The following is a 17,648-nucleotide window of genomic DNA, read 5'->3' on the forward strand; positions in this document are numbered from 1 at the left end:
ATGGCGCGCTTTACCTTCAAGCTGCCGGACATCGGCGAGGGCATCGCCGAGGCGGAGATCGTCACCTGGCATGTCGCGGTCGGCGACCGGGTCGAGGAGGACCAGAACCTCGCCGACATGATGACCGACAAGGCGACCGTGGAGATGGAAAGCCCGGTCGCCGGCACGGTGGTTGAGCTGGCGGGCGATGTCGGCGATCAGGTCGCGATCGGCGCGGCGCTGGTGGTGATCGAGGTCGAGGGCGAGGAAGCTGGCGAGGCCGAAGCCGTCGCCGCACCCGAAAGCGCGGCGCAGGCGGAGACGGCCGAGCAGTATGAGGCGGAAAACCCCGGCGTGGAGGTCGCGGAAACCGCCGGCATGACCACCCCGGCGCGCTCCGGTTCCGACGCCGCCCCCCGTGCGGAGGTTCCGGCGCCGGCGACGCGTGCGTCCGCGCCTGAGTCTGAGCCCGAGCCGGCGGCACCGGCGGGGGCCGACGCGGAGCGGCACGTGCTCGCATCCCCGGCAGTGCGGGCGCGGGCAAATGACCTGGGCATCGACCTGTCGCAGGTGAAGCCGGCGGAGGGCGATCGGCTGCGCCACGCCGATCTGGACGCGTATCTGCGCTATTCCTCGGGCCAGGGTTACCGGGCACCGGGGGCGAGCCGCGTCCGGGCGGACGAGCAGGTCCGCGTCATCGGCATGCGGCGCCGGATCGCGGAGAACATGGCCGCGTCGAAGCGCGCCATTCCGCACTTCACCTATGTCGACGAGATCGACGTGACCGAGTTGGAGCGAGTACGCGCCGACCTGAACGAGCATCGCGGCGGGCGGCCGAAGCTGACGCTGCTGCCGTTCCTGATCGTTGCGATCTGTCGCACCCTGCCCGAATTCCCGATGCTGAACGCGCGCTACGACGACGAGGCGGGCGTGGTGACGCGGTCAGGGCGGGTGCACCTGGGCATGGCGGCGCAGACCGACGCGGGGCTGACCGTGCCGGTGATCCGCGACGCGCAGGACAAGAATGTGTGGCAGCTGGCGACCGAGATCGGCCGGCTGGCCGAGGCGGCGCGCGCGGGCAAGCTGACGCCGCAGGAGATGGGCGGCGGTACCATCACCGTGACCAGCCTGGGTCCGCTGGGCGGCATCGCGACCACGCCGGTCATCAACCGGCCGGAAGTGGCGATCATCGGTCCCAACAAGATCGTCGAGCGCCCGGTCTTCACCGGACGGGGCGACGAGATCCGCCGCGCCAAGCTGATGAACCTGTCGATCAGCTGCGACCACCGCGTGGTCGATGGCTGGGACGCGGCAAGCTACGTCCAGGCGCTTCGCAAGCAGCTGGAAACGCCGGTTCTGCTGTTCGCGGACTGATGCGGTCGGCGGCACGGTTCGTGCGGGCTTGCCGACGCATCGGCGGCAGGACACAAGCGATCGCATGACCCGCCGCCATCCGCTCCGCGCCCGTTCCCTCGCTGCCTGCACGGCCGCCATGGGCGCGGCCCTGCTGCTTGCCGCACCGGCGGTGCCGCAAGCCGTGCCCGCGCCGGCCCCGGCTTCGCGCGCCACGGCAACCCCGCCGGTCCTGACCGTCAGCGTGACGGCACGTTACCCGCACGACACCACCGCCTTTACCGAGGGACTGATCTGGCGAGACGGCGCCCTGTACGAAAGCGTCGGGTACGAGGGGCGATCCGACGTCCGCCGCGTCCGGCTGACCGATGGCAAGGTGATGGCGCGCGCGACCATCCCCGCCGCGCAGTTCGGCGAGGGGCTCGCGGCCTGGAAGGGCGAGCTGGTCAGCCTGACCTGGCATGACGGGGTCGCGCATCGCTGGGACGCGCATACGCTGAAGCCGACGGGCGAGAACCGGTACACGGGCGAGGGCTGGGGCCTGGCCAGCGACGCGCAGGGCTTCATCCTGGGCGACGGGTCGCCGACGCTGCGCTTCCTCGATCCGGTCAGCTTCGCGGAGCGGCGGCGGATCGGGGTGCACATGCCCGATGGCCGGTCGGTCGACCAGATCAACGAGCTGGAGATGGTCGACGGCGCGCTGTTCGCCAATGTCTGGCGCACCCCCTTCATCCTGCGCATCGACCCCGCCGATGGACGCGTGACCGGCATCGTCGACCTGCGCCCGCTGGTGGCCGAGGTGAAGGCGCGCAACCCCGACGCGGTGCTGAACGGCATCGCCTACGACCCGGTGGGCAAGCGGCTGTTCGTGACCGGCAAGCTGTGGCCGACCCTGTTCGAGATCCGGCTGACCCCGGCCATCGCGCCGAAGCGCTGAGGCTTTCGCGCGGACAAGACTGGGCCTAGATGCACCGGCATGGCCCATCCCGATGCGCAGGTCCGCGTGGCCGCCCTGTACCAGTTCAGCCGGTTCGACGATCCGGCGGCGTTGATCCCGCCGCTCAAGGCGCTGTGTGTTGCGCAGGGGGTCAGGGGCACGCTGTTGCTGGCGAACGAAGGGATCAACGGCACGATAGCAGGCCCGTCGGATGGCATCGACGCGGTGCTGGTGGATATCCGCGCGCTGCCCGGTTGCGCGACCCTGTTACCCAAATTCGCCTGGAGCGACGCCATGCCGTTCCACCGTTTGAAGGTGAAGGCGAAGCACGAGATCGTGACCATGGGCCAGCCGGGGCTGGACCCGCTAAGCGACGTAAGCACCTATGTCGCGCCGGCGGACTGGAACGCGCTGATCGACAGCCCCGACACGGTGGTGATCGACACGCGCAACGATTACGAGGTGCGGGTCGGTACCTTCGCGGGCGCGATCGATCCCGGCACGCGCAGCTTCCGCGATTTCCCGCAATGGTTCCGCGACAATCGCGATGCCCTGTTGGGCGACGACGGCATGCCCAAGCGGGTGGCGATGTTCTGCACCGGCGGCATCCGTTGCGAAAAGTCGACGGCTTTCCTGAAGGCGGAAGGGGTGGAGGAGGTGTTCCACCTACAGGGCGGCATCCTGAACTATCTGGAAACGGTGCCGGCCGCCGACAGCCGTTGGCAGGGCGAATGCTTCGTGTTCGACGAGCGGGTGGCGGTGGGCCACGGGCTGGAACCCGGCAGCCATGCGCTGTGCCGGGCATGCCGCATGCCGGTCAACGAGGCCGATCGCGCGTCTCCGCTGTTCGAGGAAGGGGTCAGCTGCCCCGCCTGCCACGGCACACGCGATGCGGACCGGCTGGCCGGCTATGCCGAACGCCACCGCCAGACCCGCCTGGCCGAGGCGCGGGGCGAGAGGCACATCGGGCAGACCGCCGGCTTGCATGGAGAGCAGGACGCTGCCTGATGGATGGGTTGAGTGGGGACGGTCAGTTCGCTGCGGGGTGGTGAGCAGTCTGACCGCTTTCGAAAAGGTAGGTGACGGTAGCTGCCTTTCTCACAAAGGATGGTGAAGGAGGAAAGGGCAATTTGCCACGGCTGCCACCGTCATGATGGCAAGTCACCGTCGTTGAGCCGGGAGCAAGCGATCAACTGATCGGTCATCGCATCGACCGTGGCGGCTACGTGACCTGCCAACCAGCATCGCAGCATCGCCAGCTGGGCAGCGGCTATCCCGACCGCGAAGACGGGAACACCTTGAGTGTCAATCTTCCTGCCGCCGTGCATCGCGATGGCATCGGCCAAGCGGCGCTGCAGGATCGAAGCGGCGGTCGAATGCAGGATCGGCCTCGCAAATGATCGCCGCTCCCAGAGATGTTCAACGACGGGCTGGACGTAGGAACGCGCTGCGCGTCCCGAGGCGGCGGTGGCAAGCACCAGCAGGATCGGCCGCATTGCTGTCAGAAGAACATCGTCCTTTCCCTTAAAATGCTCGTAGAAAGTGGATTTGCCGACGCCGGCACGGTCGATGATGTCGACCACGCGGATTGCGCCATATCGCCGTTCGATCGCCAACGTGCGAAACGCTTCCACGATGGCGCTTTCGGTACTCGAAAGCCGCCGTGCATTCCAGGAAGCAGGCTCTGCCATAGCCCGGTCTACCATGGACGGATCGGCCTGGAAGCATCGGGGCGGCGGACTATCGGGGGCGATAGTCCGCCTCGGCCCTCACAGGGCGTTTTCGCACTCGCCAAGGCTGATCCCGACCGTCATCGCTACGAGCATCGTTCATGGAGCGTCGACAGATGGAACATCGTGCAGTCGCAATCATACCAAGCAGCAATCTCGACGCGAGTGAGGCGTTCTACCGGCGTCTCAAGTTTACGGTCGTCAGTGACTATGGTCATTATCGCATCCTTGAGGACGGCCGAGGCTCGCACCTCCATCTGACATATGCTGCGGGATGGCCGAAGAATATCGAGGACAATCCCTTCGGCCTGTACCTGTATGTCGAAGACGTGGACGCGATGGCGGATGCCGTTCGGGAGCATATAATCGAAGAGGGTGCCCCACACCCAAAGCCCTGGGGCACCTATGAGTTCGCCGTCAGCGATCCCAGCGGCCTTCTCGTTCGCATTGGTCGGGTGTTGGGATAGCATCCTTGTCACGTTGTCCCGACAACGAATCCGAAGTGAAAGCGGACCACTGCTCTGAAGGACGCCTGATCGGACATGCCGCTTGGAAGCCGGTTTGGCGCTACCGCTCTTCCGCTTGACCAGCCAGGACCGCTCGGTTCAATTCCTGAACCAGTGCCGCGCGACGAAGAAGACGGAGATCAGCACCGCCAGCCCGGCGCACATGCCCATCACCGCGTCGAATGCCCATGGCTCGTCCGCCCAGGGCAGACCCTTGACGTTCATCCCGTACACGCCGGTGACGAAGGTCAGCGGCAGGAAGATCATCGCCACGATGGAGATGATGAGCGAGCGGATGTCCAGCTGTTCGGCGCGCAGGTCGGTCAGCTGTTCGTGCGTCAGCGCGGCGCGTTCCCGGATCGCCTCCAGCTCTTCGGCCATGCGCGCGGCGCGGTCGGCGGCGGCGGACAGGTGCTGGCGATCGTCCGCGCCCAGCCAGTCACCCGGCAGCGCCGCCAGCGTCTCCAGCGCCGATCGCTGCGGATTGATGAAGCGGCGCAGGCCGATCGCCTGCACCCGGACGCGCGTCACCGTGCGACGCAGCGTGAACACCCTGTTCGCGTCCAGCGCCTCCTCGCAATCGTCCAGTTCGTCGCCCAGATCGGCGACCACCGGATCGAGGTCGGCGGTGATCGCGGTGGCGAAGGCGGTGATGAGGTCGCCGGGATCGCGGATGTCGCCCGCCTCCACCTCCTTGCGCACCTCCGTCACCGCGACCAGCGGCTTGCGGGTCGCGGAATAGACATGGCCCTTCACCGCCCAGATGCGGATGGAGGCGAGCGGGTCGGACGTGCTCAGCGTCTCTTCCGACCGGCCGCGCAGGTTGAGCAGCGCGCCGGACTCAAATTTCTCGCACCGGGGGCGGGTCTCGGCGGCGGTGAGGGCGTCGATCACATATTCGTCCAGGCCGGCGCGGTCCTTGAACCAGGTCTTCGCACGGTCGTCCGTCGTCTCCAGGTGCGTCCAGATCAGGTGCGCAGGGCTGTCGAACGCGTCGTGCAGGTCCACCTGTTCGGCGGAACCGTCGTCAATGCGATAGGCGAAGCCGCTCACGCCATCACCAGTTCGACCGTCAGGCCCGGCAGAGCCTCGACTGGCGCAGGGCCGGCGATCCGGTCCGCATCGGCGCGGGCACGGTCCAGGATCGCCGTCGGCATGGCTGGCGCGTGGTAAAGCCGGTCGGCATTGGCCAGCCATCGTGCCTCGCGCAGGGTCAGGTCGTCCGGGTCGGCGGAGCGGACCGCGATACGCTCTTGGCGGGCGGACGGCGCCGCGCTTTCGAGGATATGCGCCACCTCACCACCCGCGAACGGCGTCAGCGGATCGAGCGGGGCACCGGGCGCCAGCACGGCGGCGATCGCATGCCGCCGGTCGCGACTGTCGGGAAGCCTGCGCCTGAGCACTTCGCGCGCCGCGTGCAGCGCCTCCGCCAGGCGGCCCAGGCCCGGCGGCAGCAGCATCTCCAGCCGCTGACGCAGCGCGGCGGCCAGCCCGGCGGACACGCCGGCCGTGCCGATCGCGACCAGCACGGGCGACCGGTCGACGATCGCGGGCAAGGTGAAATCGCACAGGTGCGGCCGGTCCACCGCATTGACCAGCACGCCGCGCGCAAGCAGGCGGGCGACCGCCGCCTCCGCCTGTGCGGCGTCGTCGAGCGCGATGATCGCAAGGCGCGCATCGCTTCCTTCGTCGGCCACCGATGCGCCGGCCCGTTCCAGCAGGCGGCGTTTCGCGTCGGCGGCCTCGCCCTCGCCCAGCAGGATGACCGGCCGTCCCGCCAGCTTCACGAAGATCGGGAGAGCCGGGAGGGGCGCATGGGGCGTCACCGCGCCAGCCACTCCGGCACGCGCTCCGCCGCCAGGATCGTTTCCGCCGCGATCCGGTCCGCGACCACGGCGAAGCGATCGCCATCGACCAGCACCTCCGGCACCAGCGCACGGCTGTTGTAGGTGGAGGCCATGGTCGCACCATAGGCGCCCGCAGTGCGGAACACCGCCAGATCGCCGCTTTCCACCCGATCGATGTCGCGACCCATCGCAAACGTGTCCCCGCTCTCGCAGACTGGGCCGGCGATGTTGGCGACCATCCGCTCTCCCGTCGGTTGCACCGCGACGAAGTCGTGCCACGCATCGTATAGCGCCGGGCGGGCGAGGTCGTTCATCGCCGCATCGACGATGACATAGGGGTTCACCACGCCAGGCTTCACCCAGATGACGCGGGTCAGCAGCACGCCGGCATTGCCCGCGATGACGCGGCCGGGTTCGAACATCAGTTCCGCGTCCCAGTCGCGGGTGACGCTCGCGACCATGGCGCCATAATCGGCGGGGCTGGGGAAGGTGTCGCCCGGCTTGTACGGCACGCCCAGCCCGCCGCCCAGATCGACACGCGATATCGCGTGGCCGCGGCGCCGCAGCTCCGCCACCAGCTCGCCGATCCGGGCGTAGGCCGCCTCCAGCGGCGCCAGGTCGGACAGCTGGCTGCCGATGTGGCAGGCGACGCCGCGCAGGTCGAGGCCGGGCAGGCGCGACAGGCGGTCGAACATGTCCGGCGCCTGGTCGATCGGCACGCCGAACTTGTTCTCCTTGCGACCCGTGGAGATCTTGGCGTGGGTGCCCGCGTCCACGTCCGGGTTGACCCGGATCGTCGCTCGCGCGCGCAACCCCTTGGACGCGGCGATGCGGGCGAGCACCTCGCCCTCCTCCTCCAGCTCCAGGTTGAACTGGCCGATGCCGGCGTCCAGCCCTCGCGCCAGTTCGTCCGCCGTCTTGCCGACGCCGGAAAAGACGATCCCGTCCGGTGGCATCCCCGCCGCCAGTGCGCGCGCCATCTCGCCGCCCGACACCACGTCGGCGCCGTAACCCTCGTCCGCGAGCAGGCGCAGCACGGCCAGGTTCGGATTCGCCTTGATCGCATAGGCGATGTGTTTGCGGGCGACGTCCTTCAACCCGTCGCGGAACACCTGTGCGTGACGGCGAAAGGTGGCGGCGGAATAGACATAGACCGGGCTGCCCACCGCCTCGGCGATGGTGGGCAGCGGCACATCCTCGACATGGAGGATGCCGTCGCGGAAAGCGAAATGGTCCATTATTGCGGCGGCAGGTCGAATTCGTCGGAGCGGCGACGCTCGGAACTGCGCGACAGTTCGTCGCTGCGCTGGGGACGCTGCTGCGTTGTCGGGGTGAGCAGCGCGGCCGCGTCCGGCTGCGTCTTCGCACCATAGGGCGCGACCGGCAGCGGCGTGTTGGGCGGGGGTTTCAGCCCGACATTGGATCCGCAGGCCGCAAGCGGCAGTGCCAACAGGGCGATCGCGTAACGCGTCATGCCATCTCTCCCCCGCGCGCCGCCGCGACGGCGGCACGGACATTGGCGGGCGCGGTGCCGCCGAAGCTGGTACGGCTGGCGACGGACGCGTCCACGCTCAGCACGTCGAACACCCGCGCGTCGATGCGCGCGTCGATCGCGGTCATCTCATGCAGCGGCAGCGCGTCCAGCGTCACGCCCAGTTCCTCGGCGCGCTTCACGACGCGCCCGGTGACGTGATGCGCCTCCCGGAACGGCATCCCGCCCTCCCGCACCAGCCAGTCGGCCAGGTCGGTGGCGGTTGCAAAGCCGCTTTCCGCCAGGGCGCGCATCCGGTCGGTGCGGAACGTGGCGCTGTCGATCATGCCGGTCATCGCTGCGATCGACAGGCCGAGCAGGTCATGCGCCTCGAACACCGGCGGCTTGTCGTCCTGCATGTCCTTGGAATAGGCGAGCGGCAGGCCCTTCATGGTCACCATCAGCGACGTCATGCAGCCAAGGATGCGACCGGCATGGCCGCGCACCAGCTCGGCGGCGTCCGGATTGCGCTTTTGCGGCATGATCGAGCTGCCGGTCGACCAGGCGTCGCTCAGTGCCACGAACCCGAACGGCTGCGACGCCCACAGCACGAACTCCTCCGCCAGCCGCGACAGGTGCAGCGCGCATTGCGTGGCCGAGGTAAGATATTCGAGCGCGAAATCACGGTCGCTGACCGAATCGAGCGAGTTGCGGGTCGGCCCGTCGAACCCCAGCGCCTGCGCCGTCGCGTGCCGGTCGATTGGAAAGCTGGTGCCGGCCAGCGCGGCGCTGCCCAGCGGGCACAGGTTCATCCGCGCGCGCGCGTCGCGGAACCGGGCCATGTCGCGGCTCACCATCTCGTGATACGCCATCAGATGGTGGCCCAGCGTCACCGGCTGTGCCGATTGCAGATGGGTGAAGCCGGGCATGACGTCGGCGGCGTGCTGTTCCGCACGGGAGAGCAGCGCCGCGTCCAATCCCGTCAGCGCCGCCAGCACCGCGTCGATCGCGTCGCGCACCCACAGGCGGAAATCGGTCGCGACCTGATCGTTGCGGCTGCGCGCGGTATGCAGGCGGCCCGCCGCCGGCCCGATCGCATCGGCCAGCCGCGCCTCCGTCAGCATGTGGATATCCTCCAGCGCCAGATCGTCGGGCACGCCGTTATCGGCATAGTCCGTCGCCACGCGGTCCAGCCCGGCGTCGATGGCCGCGACATCCTCGGTCGACACGATGCCCTGCGCGCCCAGCATGGCGACATGCGCCTTCGACCCGGAAATGTCCTGTCGCCACATTTGCTTGTCGAAGGGGATGGAGGCATTGATCTCCCGCATCACGGCGGAAGGTCCCTCGGCGAAGCGGCCGCCCCACATGGTGTTGGAGGAATTCATGCGTATCGCTGCTTGCCTGATGCTGGTCCCGGCCCTGTTGGCCGCCGGTTGCGATAGGCATTCGCCGGTCGCGGGGCAAGGCAATGAGGCCGCCGCCGCGCCGGCTGCGACCCCCGCCACCGCGCCGGCCGCGACCCCCGCCGCTGCGGGTCGGATCGACCGCAGTTACAAGGGGGAGGCGGCGCCCGCCTTCGCCTTCACCGGCCCCGACGGCAAGGCGACCACGCTGGCGGCGTTTCGCGGCAAGCCGGTGCTGTTGAACCTGTGGGCGACATGGTGCGGCCCGTGCGTCAAGGAGCTGCCGACGCTGGACGCGCTGGCGAAGCGGGAGGCGGGGCGCCTGACCGTGGTCGCGATCAGCCAGGACACCGACGCATCGAAGGTGGCGCCGTTCCTGAAGGATCGGCACCTGACGACGCTGACCCCCTATACGGACGAAAAGATGGTCTGGGTGCCGGCGGTCGCGTCGAACCTGCCCACCTCCATCCTGTTCGATGCCGAGGGCCGCGAGGTCTGGCGCGTGCTGGGCGACATGGACTGGACCGGCCCAGCGGCTGCGGATGCGCTGAAGTTGGTAAGCTGAGCGTCGTTGGCCGGGCTGGCGGTGACTCGGCACCGGCTTATTACACAGCGTCAGGCCGGCATAGGCGATCAGCACCGCCGTCCAAGGCCGCGACACCTCATGGCAAGTTGCCGACCTTCCGCTCGACCGACATGATCGAGCGAGAGGGGCGCTGGTCAATCGTTCGACACGTGGTAACATTCCCACGACAAACATGACCGCCATCGTGGAGAGATGCTGATGCTTGGGCGCAGAATCGGGCTCGTGTCGAAACTGTCCGGCTTGCTTCTGCTTGCCGGTCTTTCGGGCGCTCCATCGATGTTGCACGCACAAGGGCCCGTGCAGGGCGGGCAGGAGCATGCGCGGAACCGAGGCAGGTTGCCTACCGAAAAGGATGTCTCCCGCCACATGGACTTCCTCGCCAGAAAGGATCGCCTGATCCGGACGGGTGGCACGAATCTGATCTTCGTCGGCGACTCCATCACGGACGCCTGGCGCAGCGACCCGCAGCGCGAGATCTTCGAGGATTATTTCGGCCGTTATCGCCCGTACAATATCGGGATCGGCGGGGATGAGACCCAGCATGTGCTGTGGCGCATCAACCATGGCGAGCTCGACGGGCTGAAGCCGAAGCTGGTCGTCCTGATGATCGGGACGAACAACCTGGCCAACGCCAACAGGATGAGTCCCGCCGAAACGGCCGACGGTGTCGCCGCCGTGGTCGAGGCGATCCGCGCCAAGCTGCCCGGCAGCAAGATCCTGCTGCTCGGCATCTTCCCGCGTGCCAACCGGAGCGACGACCCGTTGAGGCGGGCGGTGAACGCGACCAACGCGATCATCGCGGGCCTGCAGGATCGCAAGACGGTGTATTACACGGATATCGGATCGAAGTTCCTGGATGCCGACGGGACGCTGCCCGGCAACATCATGCCCGATTATCTCCATCCCAACGCCAAAGGATATCAAATCTGGGCCGATGCCGTGAAAGCACAGGTCGATGGTCTGGTGAATTCCCGCTAGGCGACGTCGGTCCCGCCATCGGCTTGCGCTGACCACTCAAGCCTGATCGGTGACCGACGATCAATGAGCAGGGTGTAGGACAGGTTCCGGTTGTTTCGCATGACGCCGCGCGGGACGCATCCCGATACGGTTCAGAGACCCAGCGCCACGAACGCCTTCAGATACCTGTTCGCCTCCGCCGCGGGTAGCGCCTCGTTCAGGCGGAGGTACACCTTGCCCGAAACGGCCTGATACTGCGTGACGACTGCGGGATCCTTCGCCCCGCTGGTCACCACCTCGGCCCGCTTCATCGCATCGGCCGGGGTCGCGAACACCTCGATGATGCTCTGGCCAGCCTTGGGTTGAGTGGCGTCGGAGAAGCTCGCCTTGCTGCTATATTCCCCCGGCTGACCGAGAAGGTGGTCGGGGTCGGTCTGGGTCGTGAGGGCCGTGATCTGGGTCACCGGCAAGCCCGCCTTCGCCAGCCTGTCCGCCACATCGCCGGCTCGCACCGGTTGCGCCTGCGCCGCGACGGCGTTGTCCGTATGGTCCGGCGTCTGCTGGCACCCGGCCAGCATCAGCACCACTGCGTAGCCCAGCACAGCCGTCGCTTTCACTTACGCCTCTCCCTGACCACAAAGATCGGCTTCAGGTAGAGCCGGCAGCCAGTCGAAGGCAAGTTCGGCCGCCCGGATGTGACGCGAGGCGTTGGTGGCTGAAGCAAGCATTCCGTAGTCTGCGATAGAACCGCGGCGAAGACTGCCGCTCACGACATGCTAAGCCGTATGGCGCTACGGAAGCTGACGCCGCGGCCACGCCCCCATTGCTGCGATACGCGAAGGAAAGTGTCCGTTGACAAGAGAACTTGCCCTCTCAAGGCAGAACATATCGTGATTTGTCAAAACCGAGTGACAGTCGTTTTGACCGATCATGCAGATTTTTGACACCGAATTATCCGGTACGGCTGAGTGCTTCCCGCTCGGATGTCAGTAGCCGGATGATCGGCATCATGCTGTCAGTGCTGCAGCGGTCAGCGCCCGGTAGAGCGTGGCATGGTGGCATTTGAGCAGCTTGGCGGCTTCGCGCACCGACGCACCTTCGCTCACCAACCGTTCGCCTAGTGCGATCTGATCGGGTGTGAGCTTAGGTGGGCGACCGAAGCGTACTCCCCTCGCCTTAGCTGCTACCCGCCCGCTGCTGCTGCGCTGGTGGATCAGCTCGCGCTCGAACTCGGCGATACCGGCGAACACTGTCAGCACCATGCGACCCGCTGGTGATGTCGTGTCTGCCCAAGGCTCGGCTAGCGAGCGCAGGCCGGCGCCGGCTTCCTTCAGCTTCTCGGCGATGTCGAGCAGATCGCGGGTAGAGCGCGCCAACCGGTCGCCCTGCGTCACCACCACCGTGTCCTCGTCGCGCAACTGCTCGATCATCCGGGCCAGCTCGGGCCGGTCGCGCTTCGCGCCCGACACCTTCTCCTCGAACGTCCGCTTGCATCCAACCTCCATCAACGCGGCGCGTTGCAGCCGGAGGTCCTGGTCATCGGTGGACACGCGAGCGTAGCGATCATCATGTCGCAAAAGTGCATCAGAACGGCTGGGTTATGCAATCGACTTCTGCGACAGCGATGCACGAGGAAAGTTGAACGTCGGAGGCGCTGTCGCAGAATTTAGCACTTTTGCGACGCGACCGCTTTGCGCTCCTCCGTCGCCATCTCTTCAATGGAAAAGCGCAAGCGGAACAGATCTTGGTAAAACTGCCTCACTGCTAACAGCGAGCACTTGACTCGTTCCAGCAGTCTCGAGCGACTTCGTTTGCGGGGATAAGGGAGGGAGCGCTAAAGCATAATGTGCCGGTATGTGATCACCCCTTACGGGGGCTCCCGCCCGGCGTACAGCGGCCCTGACCGCGTTGCCGCTACTGCTCGCGTTCGAGGCAGTGCCCGACCTGTTCCGTACGCTCGGCAACGTCACCAACGACTCGTCGTCGCGCGAATCGTCGCTTGGCAACGCCTGTCGCCTCCATCTGAATCGTAGAGTTCGGGCCAACCTTACGATCAGCTCGCCGGGCTTGCTGTGCTGTTGCGTCGGCATACCCGCTGAGGATCGCAATGCAGGGCCGATCCACCATCACGGATCGGACCGACCCCATAATGAAAGTTCCGGCACACATCGGAACGGCAGGCGAACGACTTATCTCGGCCTAAGTAGTTATGACGGCATCGGAGACCGAATGATGCGCATCCACCATCTGAATTGCGGCACGGATTGTCCGCTTGGCGGCGCTTTGTTCGACGGCAGGAGCATCGGGCCCCTCGGCAAGCTTGTGTGTCACTGTTTGCTGCTCGAGACGGATGCGCACGGGCTGGTGTTGATTGACACCGGCTACGGTCTGCGCGACGTGGCGCATCCGCATACAAGACCGGCGCCGCGCATCACCCGGCCATGGCAACTGATGCTCAACATCCGGCTCCGGGAAGAGGATACTGCAGCACGGCAGATCGAGGCACTTGGCTTCCGTCCAAGCGACGTGCGACACATTGTCGTCACCCACCTCGACTTCGATCATGCCGGCGGGCTTGAGGATTTCCCCGGCGCAACCGTGCATGTGATGAAGCGCGAATATGATGACGCCACCGGACCACATTCAGGGGTGGTGGCACGCCATCGGTGGCGCCGCTCGCAACTCGACAACGTGCAACACTGGCGCGGCTATGGCGCAATCGGCGAGCCGTGGTTCGGCTTCGACGCCGTGCGCGATTTGGCGGGACTGCCGCCGGAAATCCTGTTCGTTCCCCTTCCCGGTCATACATGGGGCCATGCGGGAGTTGCGGTCCGACGCGACGATGGTGGTTGGCTGTTGCACGCGGGCGACGCGTATTTCTATCGCGGCGAAATGCGTCAGGCTCGTCGCCATTGTACGCCCGGTCTCCGAGCTTATCAGCGGTTGATGGAAGTCAGTTCAACCCACCGCCTGCGGAACCAGGAGCGGCTTCGGCGACTTTCCCTGGAGCACGCCAACGAGGTGTCGATCGCCTGTGCCCACGATCCCGTCGAACTGGAACAATGCCAGGCAGGGCAGCCCCTCTGATCCCGAAATTCATGCAACCGCAAGAGGAGCACAGACCATGACAAGCCAACAGGATGTCGTTCGCGAACTGTTCGTGACCGGACTGGTCAACGCCCATGCGGTGGAGAAGCAGGCCCTGTCGATCATGACTCCGCGGGTAGAGCGGATCGAGAACTACCCCGAAGTTGCTGACCGGCTGCGCCTTCATATCAGGGAGACGGAAGGACAAATTGCTCGGCTTGACGAGCTCTTGGCGGCCTTTGACACGAGCGGTTCCGTGCTGAAGGACATGGGTCTCAGCATGTCAGGCAGCATGGCCGCGCTGACACACAGCGTGGCGGGGGATGAGATCGTCAAGAACAGCTTCGCCAACTACGCTTTCGAGCATTTCGAGATCGCCGCGTACAAGTCACGACGCCCCATCGGCGCCGCAGCAGCGGAGCTCTGCCAATGTACAATCACGCCCTCGAACGGGAACTGGAAGCTCACGAGCGCTACCATACCGCGCCCCTTTGCTGGTGGCGGACGCTCGCCGCCGAGCAGTTCGCCCAGAACGCTGACGTCGTCGAGGCGGCAGTCGCGTCGATCGCGGCCGTCTCCCGTCTCGCCCCCGACCATCTCATCGGCGAGCTCACCACCTCACTGGAGGAGGAGCGCGCCAGAACCTGGAACGAACTTGCCGCCTTCTACATGCGGCTTGACGGAATGCAGCTTGGGCTCTGTGCCGAGATCGCGGGTAGCGCGGCGGCGCTCAGCGCGAACCTTATGGACCCGCTCGGCCTGGTCACTCTGCTCAACCTTCTCGCAGCCATACCTGACGATGAACCCAGCCGCGCGGCTCGCGACCGCCGCGACGTGGCTTGGCGAGCGCGGCGCGCTTCTGAACCGCACAACGATGGCCGAAGTCGAATGGCACCCCCGCCACCGTCGTCGAGAGTGGGACGAGGATGACGGGGCGTACTTCGACGGGAGACTGAATGATGGATCCGCTCAATCTCTTCGGTGCTGGTACCGCCATGGTCGGGCTCGGTGGCGTCGCTGTCGCCGTCCAGGCCTGTATCGAGGTGATCGCCGTTCCGCGCATCGGTCGATCTATCGCAGACTGGCCGGTGCTCGCCGCGATGATCTTCATCCTGGCCGTGGATCTCGTCATCGTCGGACTGGGCGCGACCATCGCGCTCGTCCGGATCTGAAGGAGGTCGGCATGGCGAAGCTGAGCAAGCGCTCCGTCAGGAGCAACCTGCCTGCCGTCCAGGCGCAGCACGGTGGCGAGCGCCGCATCGGCTCGGCCGTGATCCCGGTCTAGGCCGTCTACCATGTGCCCGCGGTGCACAGGCCCGGTCCCGGCAGGTGGTCGCGCGAAGCCGACAAGATCGCGTGGACTGATCCCGCGACCGGCCTCGGCTGCATCATTCGGCGCGAACGGAACGGCGGCCATCTCTCCGGCTATGTCGGCGTCGGGCCTGACCATACGCTCTTCGGCGTCGAATGGCAGGCGATCCCCGCCAGCCTCGACATCGAGGTCCATGGCGGCATCTCCTACGCCGCCGCCTGCGACGCGAGCGGTCCGGAGGAGATCTCGGTCTGCCACGTTCCGCGTGGCACCTCGCCGGGGAGCGGAGGGCATATCTGGTGGGTGGGTTTCGAGTGCAACCACATCACCGACCTGGTGCCCGACCGAACGAACGGGCACCTTTAACCGGGTGGTCTGGACATACGTGTCCGCCACCCGGCCGAAGAAGCTCTTCGACCGTCATTGGTCTTTCGACCGACTCTCGTTCAGGGTTTCCACGCCCCGGCTCGGGAACCGCTTCCCGTGCATCGGCGAACATAGGTCGCCGATTTCAGGATGGCGACCATTTTCAGGATGGATCACGCGGTAACCATCGATATGCCCGCCGGACGTGCCGCAGATGGAGCCATGCCGACCTTCCTGACGCTTGCCGCCGCCGTTCCCCTCCTGCCGGCGGGCACCTCGTTCACCTGTACCCCGACCCGCGTCTGGGACGGGGACGGGCCGGTGTGGTGCGCAGAGGGGCCGCGCCTGCGCATCGCCGGCGTCGCGGCGCGCGAGCGCGACGGCTCGTGCCGGTTGAACCAGCCCTGTCCCTCGGCGACAGCTTCGGCATCTCGCGATGCGCTGGTCCGGCTCGTCGGACGTCCGACCGGCCGCTCACGTGAAGGACACGTGCTCGTGACGGGAGGGACGATGCGTTGCGTCTCGAACGGCCCTGCGGGCGGCAGTCGGACAGGCGCATGGTGCACGAAGGCGGCCGGCGTCGACCTGTCGTGCGCGCTGGTCGCGAGCGGGACCGTGCTCCGGTGGAGCCGATACTGGCGCGACCATGGCTGCGGAGGGCGCGGCTGATGCCGAGGGGGGACGCGGTACGGACTCGAAGACATGCCGCTGGAGCGACACGGCGCGCTGGTGCTCGACATCCGGGACGGCGGTACGTGGCGGCTCATGCAGGGTGGCGAGCGACGCGACACGACGTCTTGCGACCAACCGCAGAAGCCGTAGGCTGGCCGGCATGGGCAATCCATTCCGCTTCGCCGGCGCCTGGGCGCTCTTCGCTGCCGGTCACATGGCGACGATCCTGGCCGCCTGTCGCACGCCCCTCGCCGGCAGGGCGTACCAGCGCCTCATGGCGGCATCGACCCGCGTCCAGGGCCGATCAGCCTTCGGACCATGGTCCGCCCACGTCGAACCGTGACCCCGGATCAGGAACGATGGGCAGAAGCGATCGCGATGCACCGGATGCATGGCGACAGGGCGGTCCCATGGCTCGCGGAGCGTGTCGGCGAACTGGCGCTGATCGGGGACGAAGCGGGCGTGGGCCGGTTCCGGGAGATCGCCTGGCGGCTGGAGCAGCTGACGACGCAGGGATCGGTGGAATGATGTTGGCCGTCTGGCGTGCCGTCGGTCGTGATGCCGCCTGGCTGGGCCTGCTGGCGGTCGTCTGTGTCGCTGCCCTATTCGGGTTCGGCTGACACTTGGATATGGGCGGCCCTCCCAGCGAGGAGCCCAGCCCTCGTGATGAGGGCGTCGATCCTACCATCGGTGCCGGCCGGCGCTGCGCTCTCCAGGCGCGCCTGGGCTGCGACCAGCTGCGTCCAGACATCCCAGGCTTCAACCTTGTCCGCCAGATACGCGCAGTGGGCCAGGCGAGCCTGGAGCTCCAGTCGGAGCAGTGTAGTTTCGATTGTCATTGATCAAGGATAGTCCAGCGGCCTCAATCTCCTACTCAAAGGAGGCGCGGTCATCCGGTATCGCGGCCAACATGGATCAGTCTTCCTACGATTCGTTGACCGAACGCGAGCTGGAGTGCCTGCGGCTGGTCGCCACTGGTCGTACTTCAAAGGAGATCGCCCTGCTGCTGGGCATCTCCAAGCACCGCGTCGACGAGGTCGTGGACGGCGCTCGCGGCAAGCTGGGCGGCCTGCGGCGAACCACCGCCGCTCGACTGGTGATCGAGCACGAGGTGCCAGCATCCCCCCATCCGGTCGGGGGTGACGTGATCGGGGTCGCCGACCCAGTCCGCCCGACACCAGAAGCGGCTCAGGAACAGCAGCAGGCCCCTGTCGCCGAGGTGCGGGAGACGTCGGTCCCATTCGACCACTTCCCCCCGGTTCGGACCGAAAGGCCGCCTGACGTCGAAGAGAAGCATGGCCTCGATCCGGCCAGGCTTGTCCACACGACGCTGCTCCTGACGATCACGGTGCTCATAGCGGTGCTCGTGCTCGTCACGCCAAAGCTCGGCGGGGTGTTCATGCACCTCGGCGCGCTCGTGAAACCGTACTATCACTGAG

Annotated in this window: 21 protein-coding genes and 1 pseudogene; 14 read left to right on the forward strand and 8 right to left on the reverse strand. The window is 66.8% G+C overall.

Going from position 1 to position 17,648, the window contains the following annotated elements; all coding sequences use genetic code 11:
- The 3 genes from BMX37_RS07620 (at position 1) to trhO (ending at position 3,277) form a co-directional block, all read left to right on the forward strand.
- Positions 1-1,353 (forward strand): dihydrolipoamide acetyltransferase family protein, encoded by a 1,353-nt coding sequence (locus BMX37_RS07620; protein WP_093665131.1) that lies wholly within the window; start codon positions 1-3, stop codon positions 1,351-1,353.
- A 64-nt stretch (positions 1,354-1,417) separates the two neighbouring features.
- Entirely contained in the window at positions 1,418-2,269 is an 852-nt protein-coding gene (locus BMX37_RS07625) for a glutaminyl-peptide cyclotransferase (RefSeq protein ID WP_244501450.1), read from the forward strand.
- 39 nt (positions 2,270-2,308) lie between these two features.
- A complete protein-coding gene (gene trhO / locus BMX37_RS07630; RefSeq protein WP_093665134.1) occupies positions 2,309-3,277 on the forward strand; it encodes an oxygen-dependent tRNA uridine(34) hydroxylase TrhO in 969 nt (322 codons plus the stop codon).
- A 140-nt stretch (positions 3,278-3,417) separates the two neighbouring features.
- On the opposite strand, the gene BMX37_RS07635 is transcribed toward trhO, so the two are convergent.
- Entirely contained in the window at positions 3,418-3,960 is a 543-nt protein-coding gene (locus BMX37_RS07635) for a TetR/AcrR family transcriptional regulator (RefSeq protein ID WP_170841890.1), read from the reverse strand.
- 155 nt (positions 3,961-4,115) lie between these two features.
- Here BMX37_RS07635 and BMX37_RS07640 point away from each other — a divergent pair, with 155 nt between their 5' ends.
- Positions 4,116-4,466: a VOC family protein gene (locus tag BMX37_RS07640; RefSeq protein ID WP_093665138.1), complete on the forward strand. Its 351-nt coding sequence runs from the start codon at positions 4,116-4,118 to the stop codon at positions 4,464-4,466.
- Between the two features lie 138 nt (positions 4,467-4,604).
- Here BMX37_RS07640 and BMX37_RS07645 read toward each other — a convergent pair whose 3' ends face one another.
- From BMX37_RS07645 to argH, 5 genes are read right to left on the reverse strand one after another with little or no spacing between them, the layout of a single operon-like run.
- Positions 4,605-5,558 (reverse strand): zinc transporter ZntB, encoded by a 954-nt coding sequence (locus BMX37_RS07645; RefSeq protein WP_093665140.1) that lies wholly within the window; start codon positions 5,556-5,558, stop codon positions 4,605-4,607.
- Entirely contained in the window at positions 5,555-6,331 is a 777-nt protein-coding gene (locus tag BMX37_RS07650; protein ID WP_093665374.1) for a precorrin-2 dehydrogenase/sirohydrochlorin ferrochelatase family protein, read from the reverse strand. Before BMX37_RS07650 ends, BMX37_RS07645 begins: the two co-directional genes overlap by 4 nt.
- Positions 6,328-7,590, reverse strand: coding sequence for a diaminopimelate decarboxylase (lysA, locus tag BMX37_RS07655; RefSeq protein WP_093665142.1), 1,263 nt, complete (start codon positions 7,588-7,590; stop codon positions 6,328-6,330). The genes BMX37_RS07650 and lysA overlap by 4 nt, the downstream gene beginning before the upstream one ends.
- Entirely contained in the window at positions 7,590-7,826 is a 237-nt protein-coding gene (locus BMX37_RS07660; RefSeq protein WP_093665144.1) for a hypothetical protein, read from the reverse strand. Before BMX37_RS07660 ends, lysA begins: the two co-directional genes overlap by 1 nt.
- Complete coding sequence (gene argH, locus BMX37_RS07665; protein ID WP_093665146.1) at positions 7,823-9,193, reverse strand: argininosuccinate lyase; 1,371 nt, start codon at positions 9,191-9,193, stop codon at positions 7,823-7,825. The genes BMX37_RS07660 and argH overlap by 4 nt, the downstream gene beginning before the upstream one ends.
- Before the next feature lie 16 nt (positions 9,194-9,209).
- On the opposite strand from argH, the gene BMX37_RS07670 reads away from it, so the two are divergent.
- Positions 9,210-9,794, forward strand: coding sequence for a TlpA family protein disulfide reductase (locus BMX37_RS07670; protein WP_244501451.1), 585 nt, complete (start codon positions 9,210-9,212; stop codon positions 9,792-9,794).
- A 387-nt stretch (positions 9,795-10,181) separates the two neighbouring features.
- Positions 10,182-10,793 carry a GDSL-type esterase/lipase family protein gene (locus BMX37_RS07675; RefSeq protein WP_170841891.1) on the forward strand — a complete coding sequence of 204 codons (612 nt, stop codon included), beginning with the start codon at positions 10,182-10,184 and terminating at the stop codon, positions 10,791-10,793.
- A 131-nt stretch (positions 10,794-10,924) separates the two neighbouring features.
- Here the strand turns inward: BMX37_RS07675 and BMX37_RS07680 are convergent, their stop codons facing one another.
- Both BMX37_RS07680 and BMX37_RS07685 read right to left on the reverse strand, forming a co-directional pair.
- Complete coding sequence (locus BMX37_RS07680; RefSeq protein WP_093665152.1) at positions 10,925-11,389, reverse strand: hypothetical protein; 465 nt, start codon at positions 11,387-11,389, stop codon at positions 10,925-10,927.
- Between the two features lie 390 nt (positions 11,390-11,779).
- Positions 11,780-12,277, reverse strand: a complete 498-nt coding sequence (locus tag BMX37_RS07685) for a recombinase family protein (protein WP_244501474.1) — start codon at positions 12,275-12,277, stop codon at positions 11,780-11,782.
- Positions 12,278-13,001: 724 nt separating this feature from the next.
- Here BMX37_RS07685 and BMX37_RS07690 point away from each other — a divergent pair.
- From BMX37_RS07690 to BMX37_RS07725, 8 genes and pseudogenes are all read left to right on the forward strand, one after another.
- A complete protein-coding gene (locus BMX37_RS07690; RefSeq protein ID WP_244501452.1) occupies positions 13,002-13,859 on the forward strand; it encodes an MBL fold metallo-hydrolase in 858 nt (285 codons plus the stop codon).
- A gap of 37 nt (positions 13,860-13,896) precedes the next feature.
- Positions 13,897-14,238, forward strand: a pseudogene (locus BMX37_RS19145) (DUF892 family protein); the annotation flags it as partial.
- A 50-nt stretch (positions 14,239-14,288) separates the two neighbouring features.
- Positions 14,289-14,789, forward strand: a complete 501-nt coding sequence (locus BMX37_RS19150) for a hypothetical protein (RefSeq protein WP_244501479.1) — start codon at positions 14,289-14,291, stop codon at positions 14,787-14,789.
- 26 nt (positions 14,790-14,815) lie between these two features.
- Positions 14,816-15,031, forward strand: coding sequence for a hypothetical protein (locus BMX37_RS19155; protein WP_244501480.1), 216 nt, complete (start codon positions 14,816-14,818; stop codon positions 15,029-15,031).
- Positions 15,032-15,156: 125 nt separating this feature from the next.
- A complete protein-coding gene (locus tag BMX37_RS07700) occupies positions 15,157-15,537 on the forward strand; it encodes a hypothetical protein (RefSeq protein ID WP_093665155.1) in 381 nt (126 codons plus the stop codon).
- 222 nt (positions 15,538-15,759) lie between these two features.
- Positions 15,760-16,206, forward strand: a complete 447-nt coding sequence (locus BMX37_RS07705) for a thermonuclease family protein (RefSeq protein WP_093665376.1) — start codon at positions 15,760-15,762, stop codon at positions 16,204-16,206.
- Positions 16,207-16,527: 321 nt separating this feature from the next.
- Entirely contained in the window at positions 16,528-16,737 is a 210-nt protein-coding gene (locus BMX37_RS07715; RefSeq protein WP_425288444.1) for a DUF6961 family protein, read from the forward strand.
- A gap of 382 nt (positions 16,738-17,119) precedes the next feature.
- Positions 17,120-17,647 carry a response regulator transcription factor gene (locus BMX37_RS07725; RefSeq protein WP_093665159.1) on the forward strand — a complete coding sequence of 176 codons (528 nt, stop codon included), beginning with the start codon at positions 17,120-17,122 and terminating at the stop codon, positions 17,645-17,647.
- Position 17,648: the final 1 nt, after the last annotated feature.

The organism is Sphingomonas gellani, from assembly GCF_900110035.1.
GTDB classification, from domain to species: Bacteria; Pseudomonadota; Alphaproteobacteria; order Sphingomonadales; family Sphingomonadaceae; genus Sphingomonas; species Sphingomonas gellani.

Excerpts from the sequence above, each read along its gene's own strand:
- BMX37_RS07660 (WP_093665144.1), bottom strand. The coding sequence starts at position 7,826 with ATGACGCGTTACGCGATCGCCCTGTTGGCACTGCCGCTTGCGGCCTGC.
- BMX37_RS07690 (WP_244501452.1), top strand. The coding sequence starts at position 13,002 with ATGATGCGCATCCACCATCTGAATTGCGGCACGGATTGTCCGCTTGGC.
- BMX37_RS07715 (WP_425288444.1), top strand. The coding sequence starts at position 16,528 with ATGGTCCGCCCACGTCGAACCGTGACCCCGGATCAGGAACGATGGGCA.
- BMX37_RS07670 (WP_244501451.1), top strand. The coding sequence starts at position 9,210 with ATGCGTATCGCTGCTTGCCTGATGCTGGTCCCGGCCCTGTTGGCCGCC.
- BMX37_RS07640 (WP_093665138.1), top strand. The coding sequence starts at position 4,116 with ATGGAACATCGTGCAGTCGCAATCATACCAAGCAGCAATCTCGACGCG.
- BMX37_RS07725 (WP_093665159.1), top strand. The coding sequence starts at position 17,120 with ATGGATCAGTCTTCCTACGATTCGTTGACCGAACGCGAGCTGGAGTGC.
- BMX37_RS07625 (WP_244501450.1), top strand. The coding sequence starts at position 1,418 with ATGACCCGCCGCCATCCGCTCCGCGCCCGTTCCCTCGCTGCCTGCACG.
- BMX37_RS19150 (WP_244501479.1), top strand. The coding sequence starts at position 14,289 with ATGTACAATCACGCCCTCGAACGGGAACTGGAAGCTCACGAGCGCTAC.
- BMX37_RS07635 (WP_170841890.1), bottom strand. The coding sequence starts at position 3,960 with ATGGCAGAGCCTGCTTCCTGGAATGCACGGCGGCTTTCGAGTACCGAA.
- BMX37_RS19155 (WP_244501480.1), top strand. The coding sequence starts at position 14,816 with ATGATGGATCCGCTCAATCTCTTCGGTGCTGGTACCGCCATGGTCGGG.
- trhO (WP_093665134.1), top strand. The coding sequence starts at position 2,309 with ATGGCCCATCCCGATGCGCAGGTCCGCGTGGCCGCCCTGTACCAGTTC.
- argH (WP_093665146.1), bottom strand. The coding sequence starts at position 9,193 with ATGTGGGGCGGCCGCTTCGCCGAGGGACCTTCCGCCGTGATGCGGGAG.
- BMX37_RS07675 (WP_170841891.1), top strand. The coding sequence starts at position 10,182 with ATGGACTTCCTCGCCAGAAAGGATCGCCTGATCCGGACGGGTGGCACG.
- BMX37_RS07705 (WP_093665376.1), top strand. The coding sequence starts at position 15,760 with ATGCCGACCTTCCTGACGCTTGCCGCCGCCGTTCCCCTCCTGCCGGCG.
- BMX37_RS07620 (WP_093665131.1), top strand. The coding sequence starts at position 1 with ATGGCGCGCTTTACCTTCAAGCTGCCGGACATCGGCGAGGGCATCGCC.
- BMX37_RS07685 (WP_244501474.1), bottom strand. The coding sequence starts at position 12,277 with ATGGAGGTTGGATGCAAGCGGACGTTCGAGGAGAAGGTGTCGGGCGCG.
- lysA (WP_093665142.1), bottom strand. The coding sequence starts at position 7,590 with ATGGACCATTTCGCTTTCCGCGACGGCATCCTCCATGTCGAGGATGTG.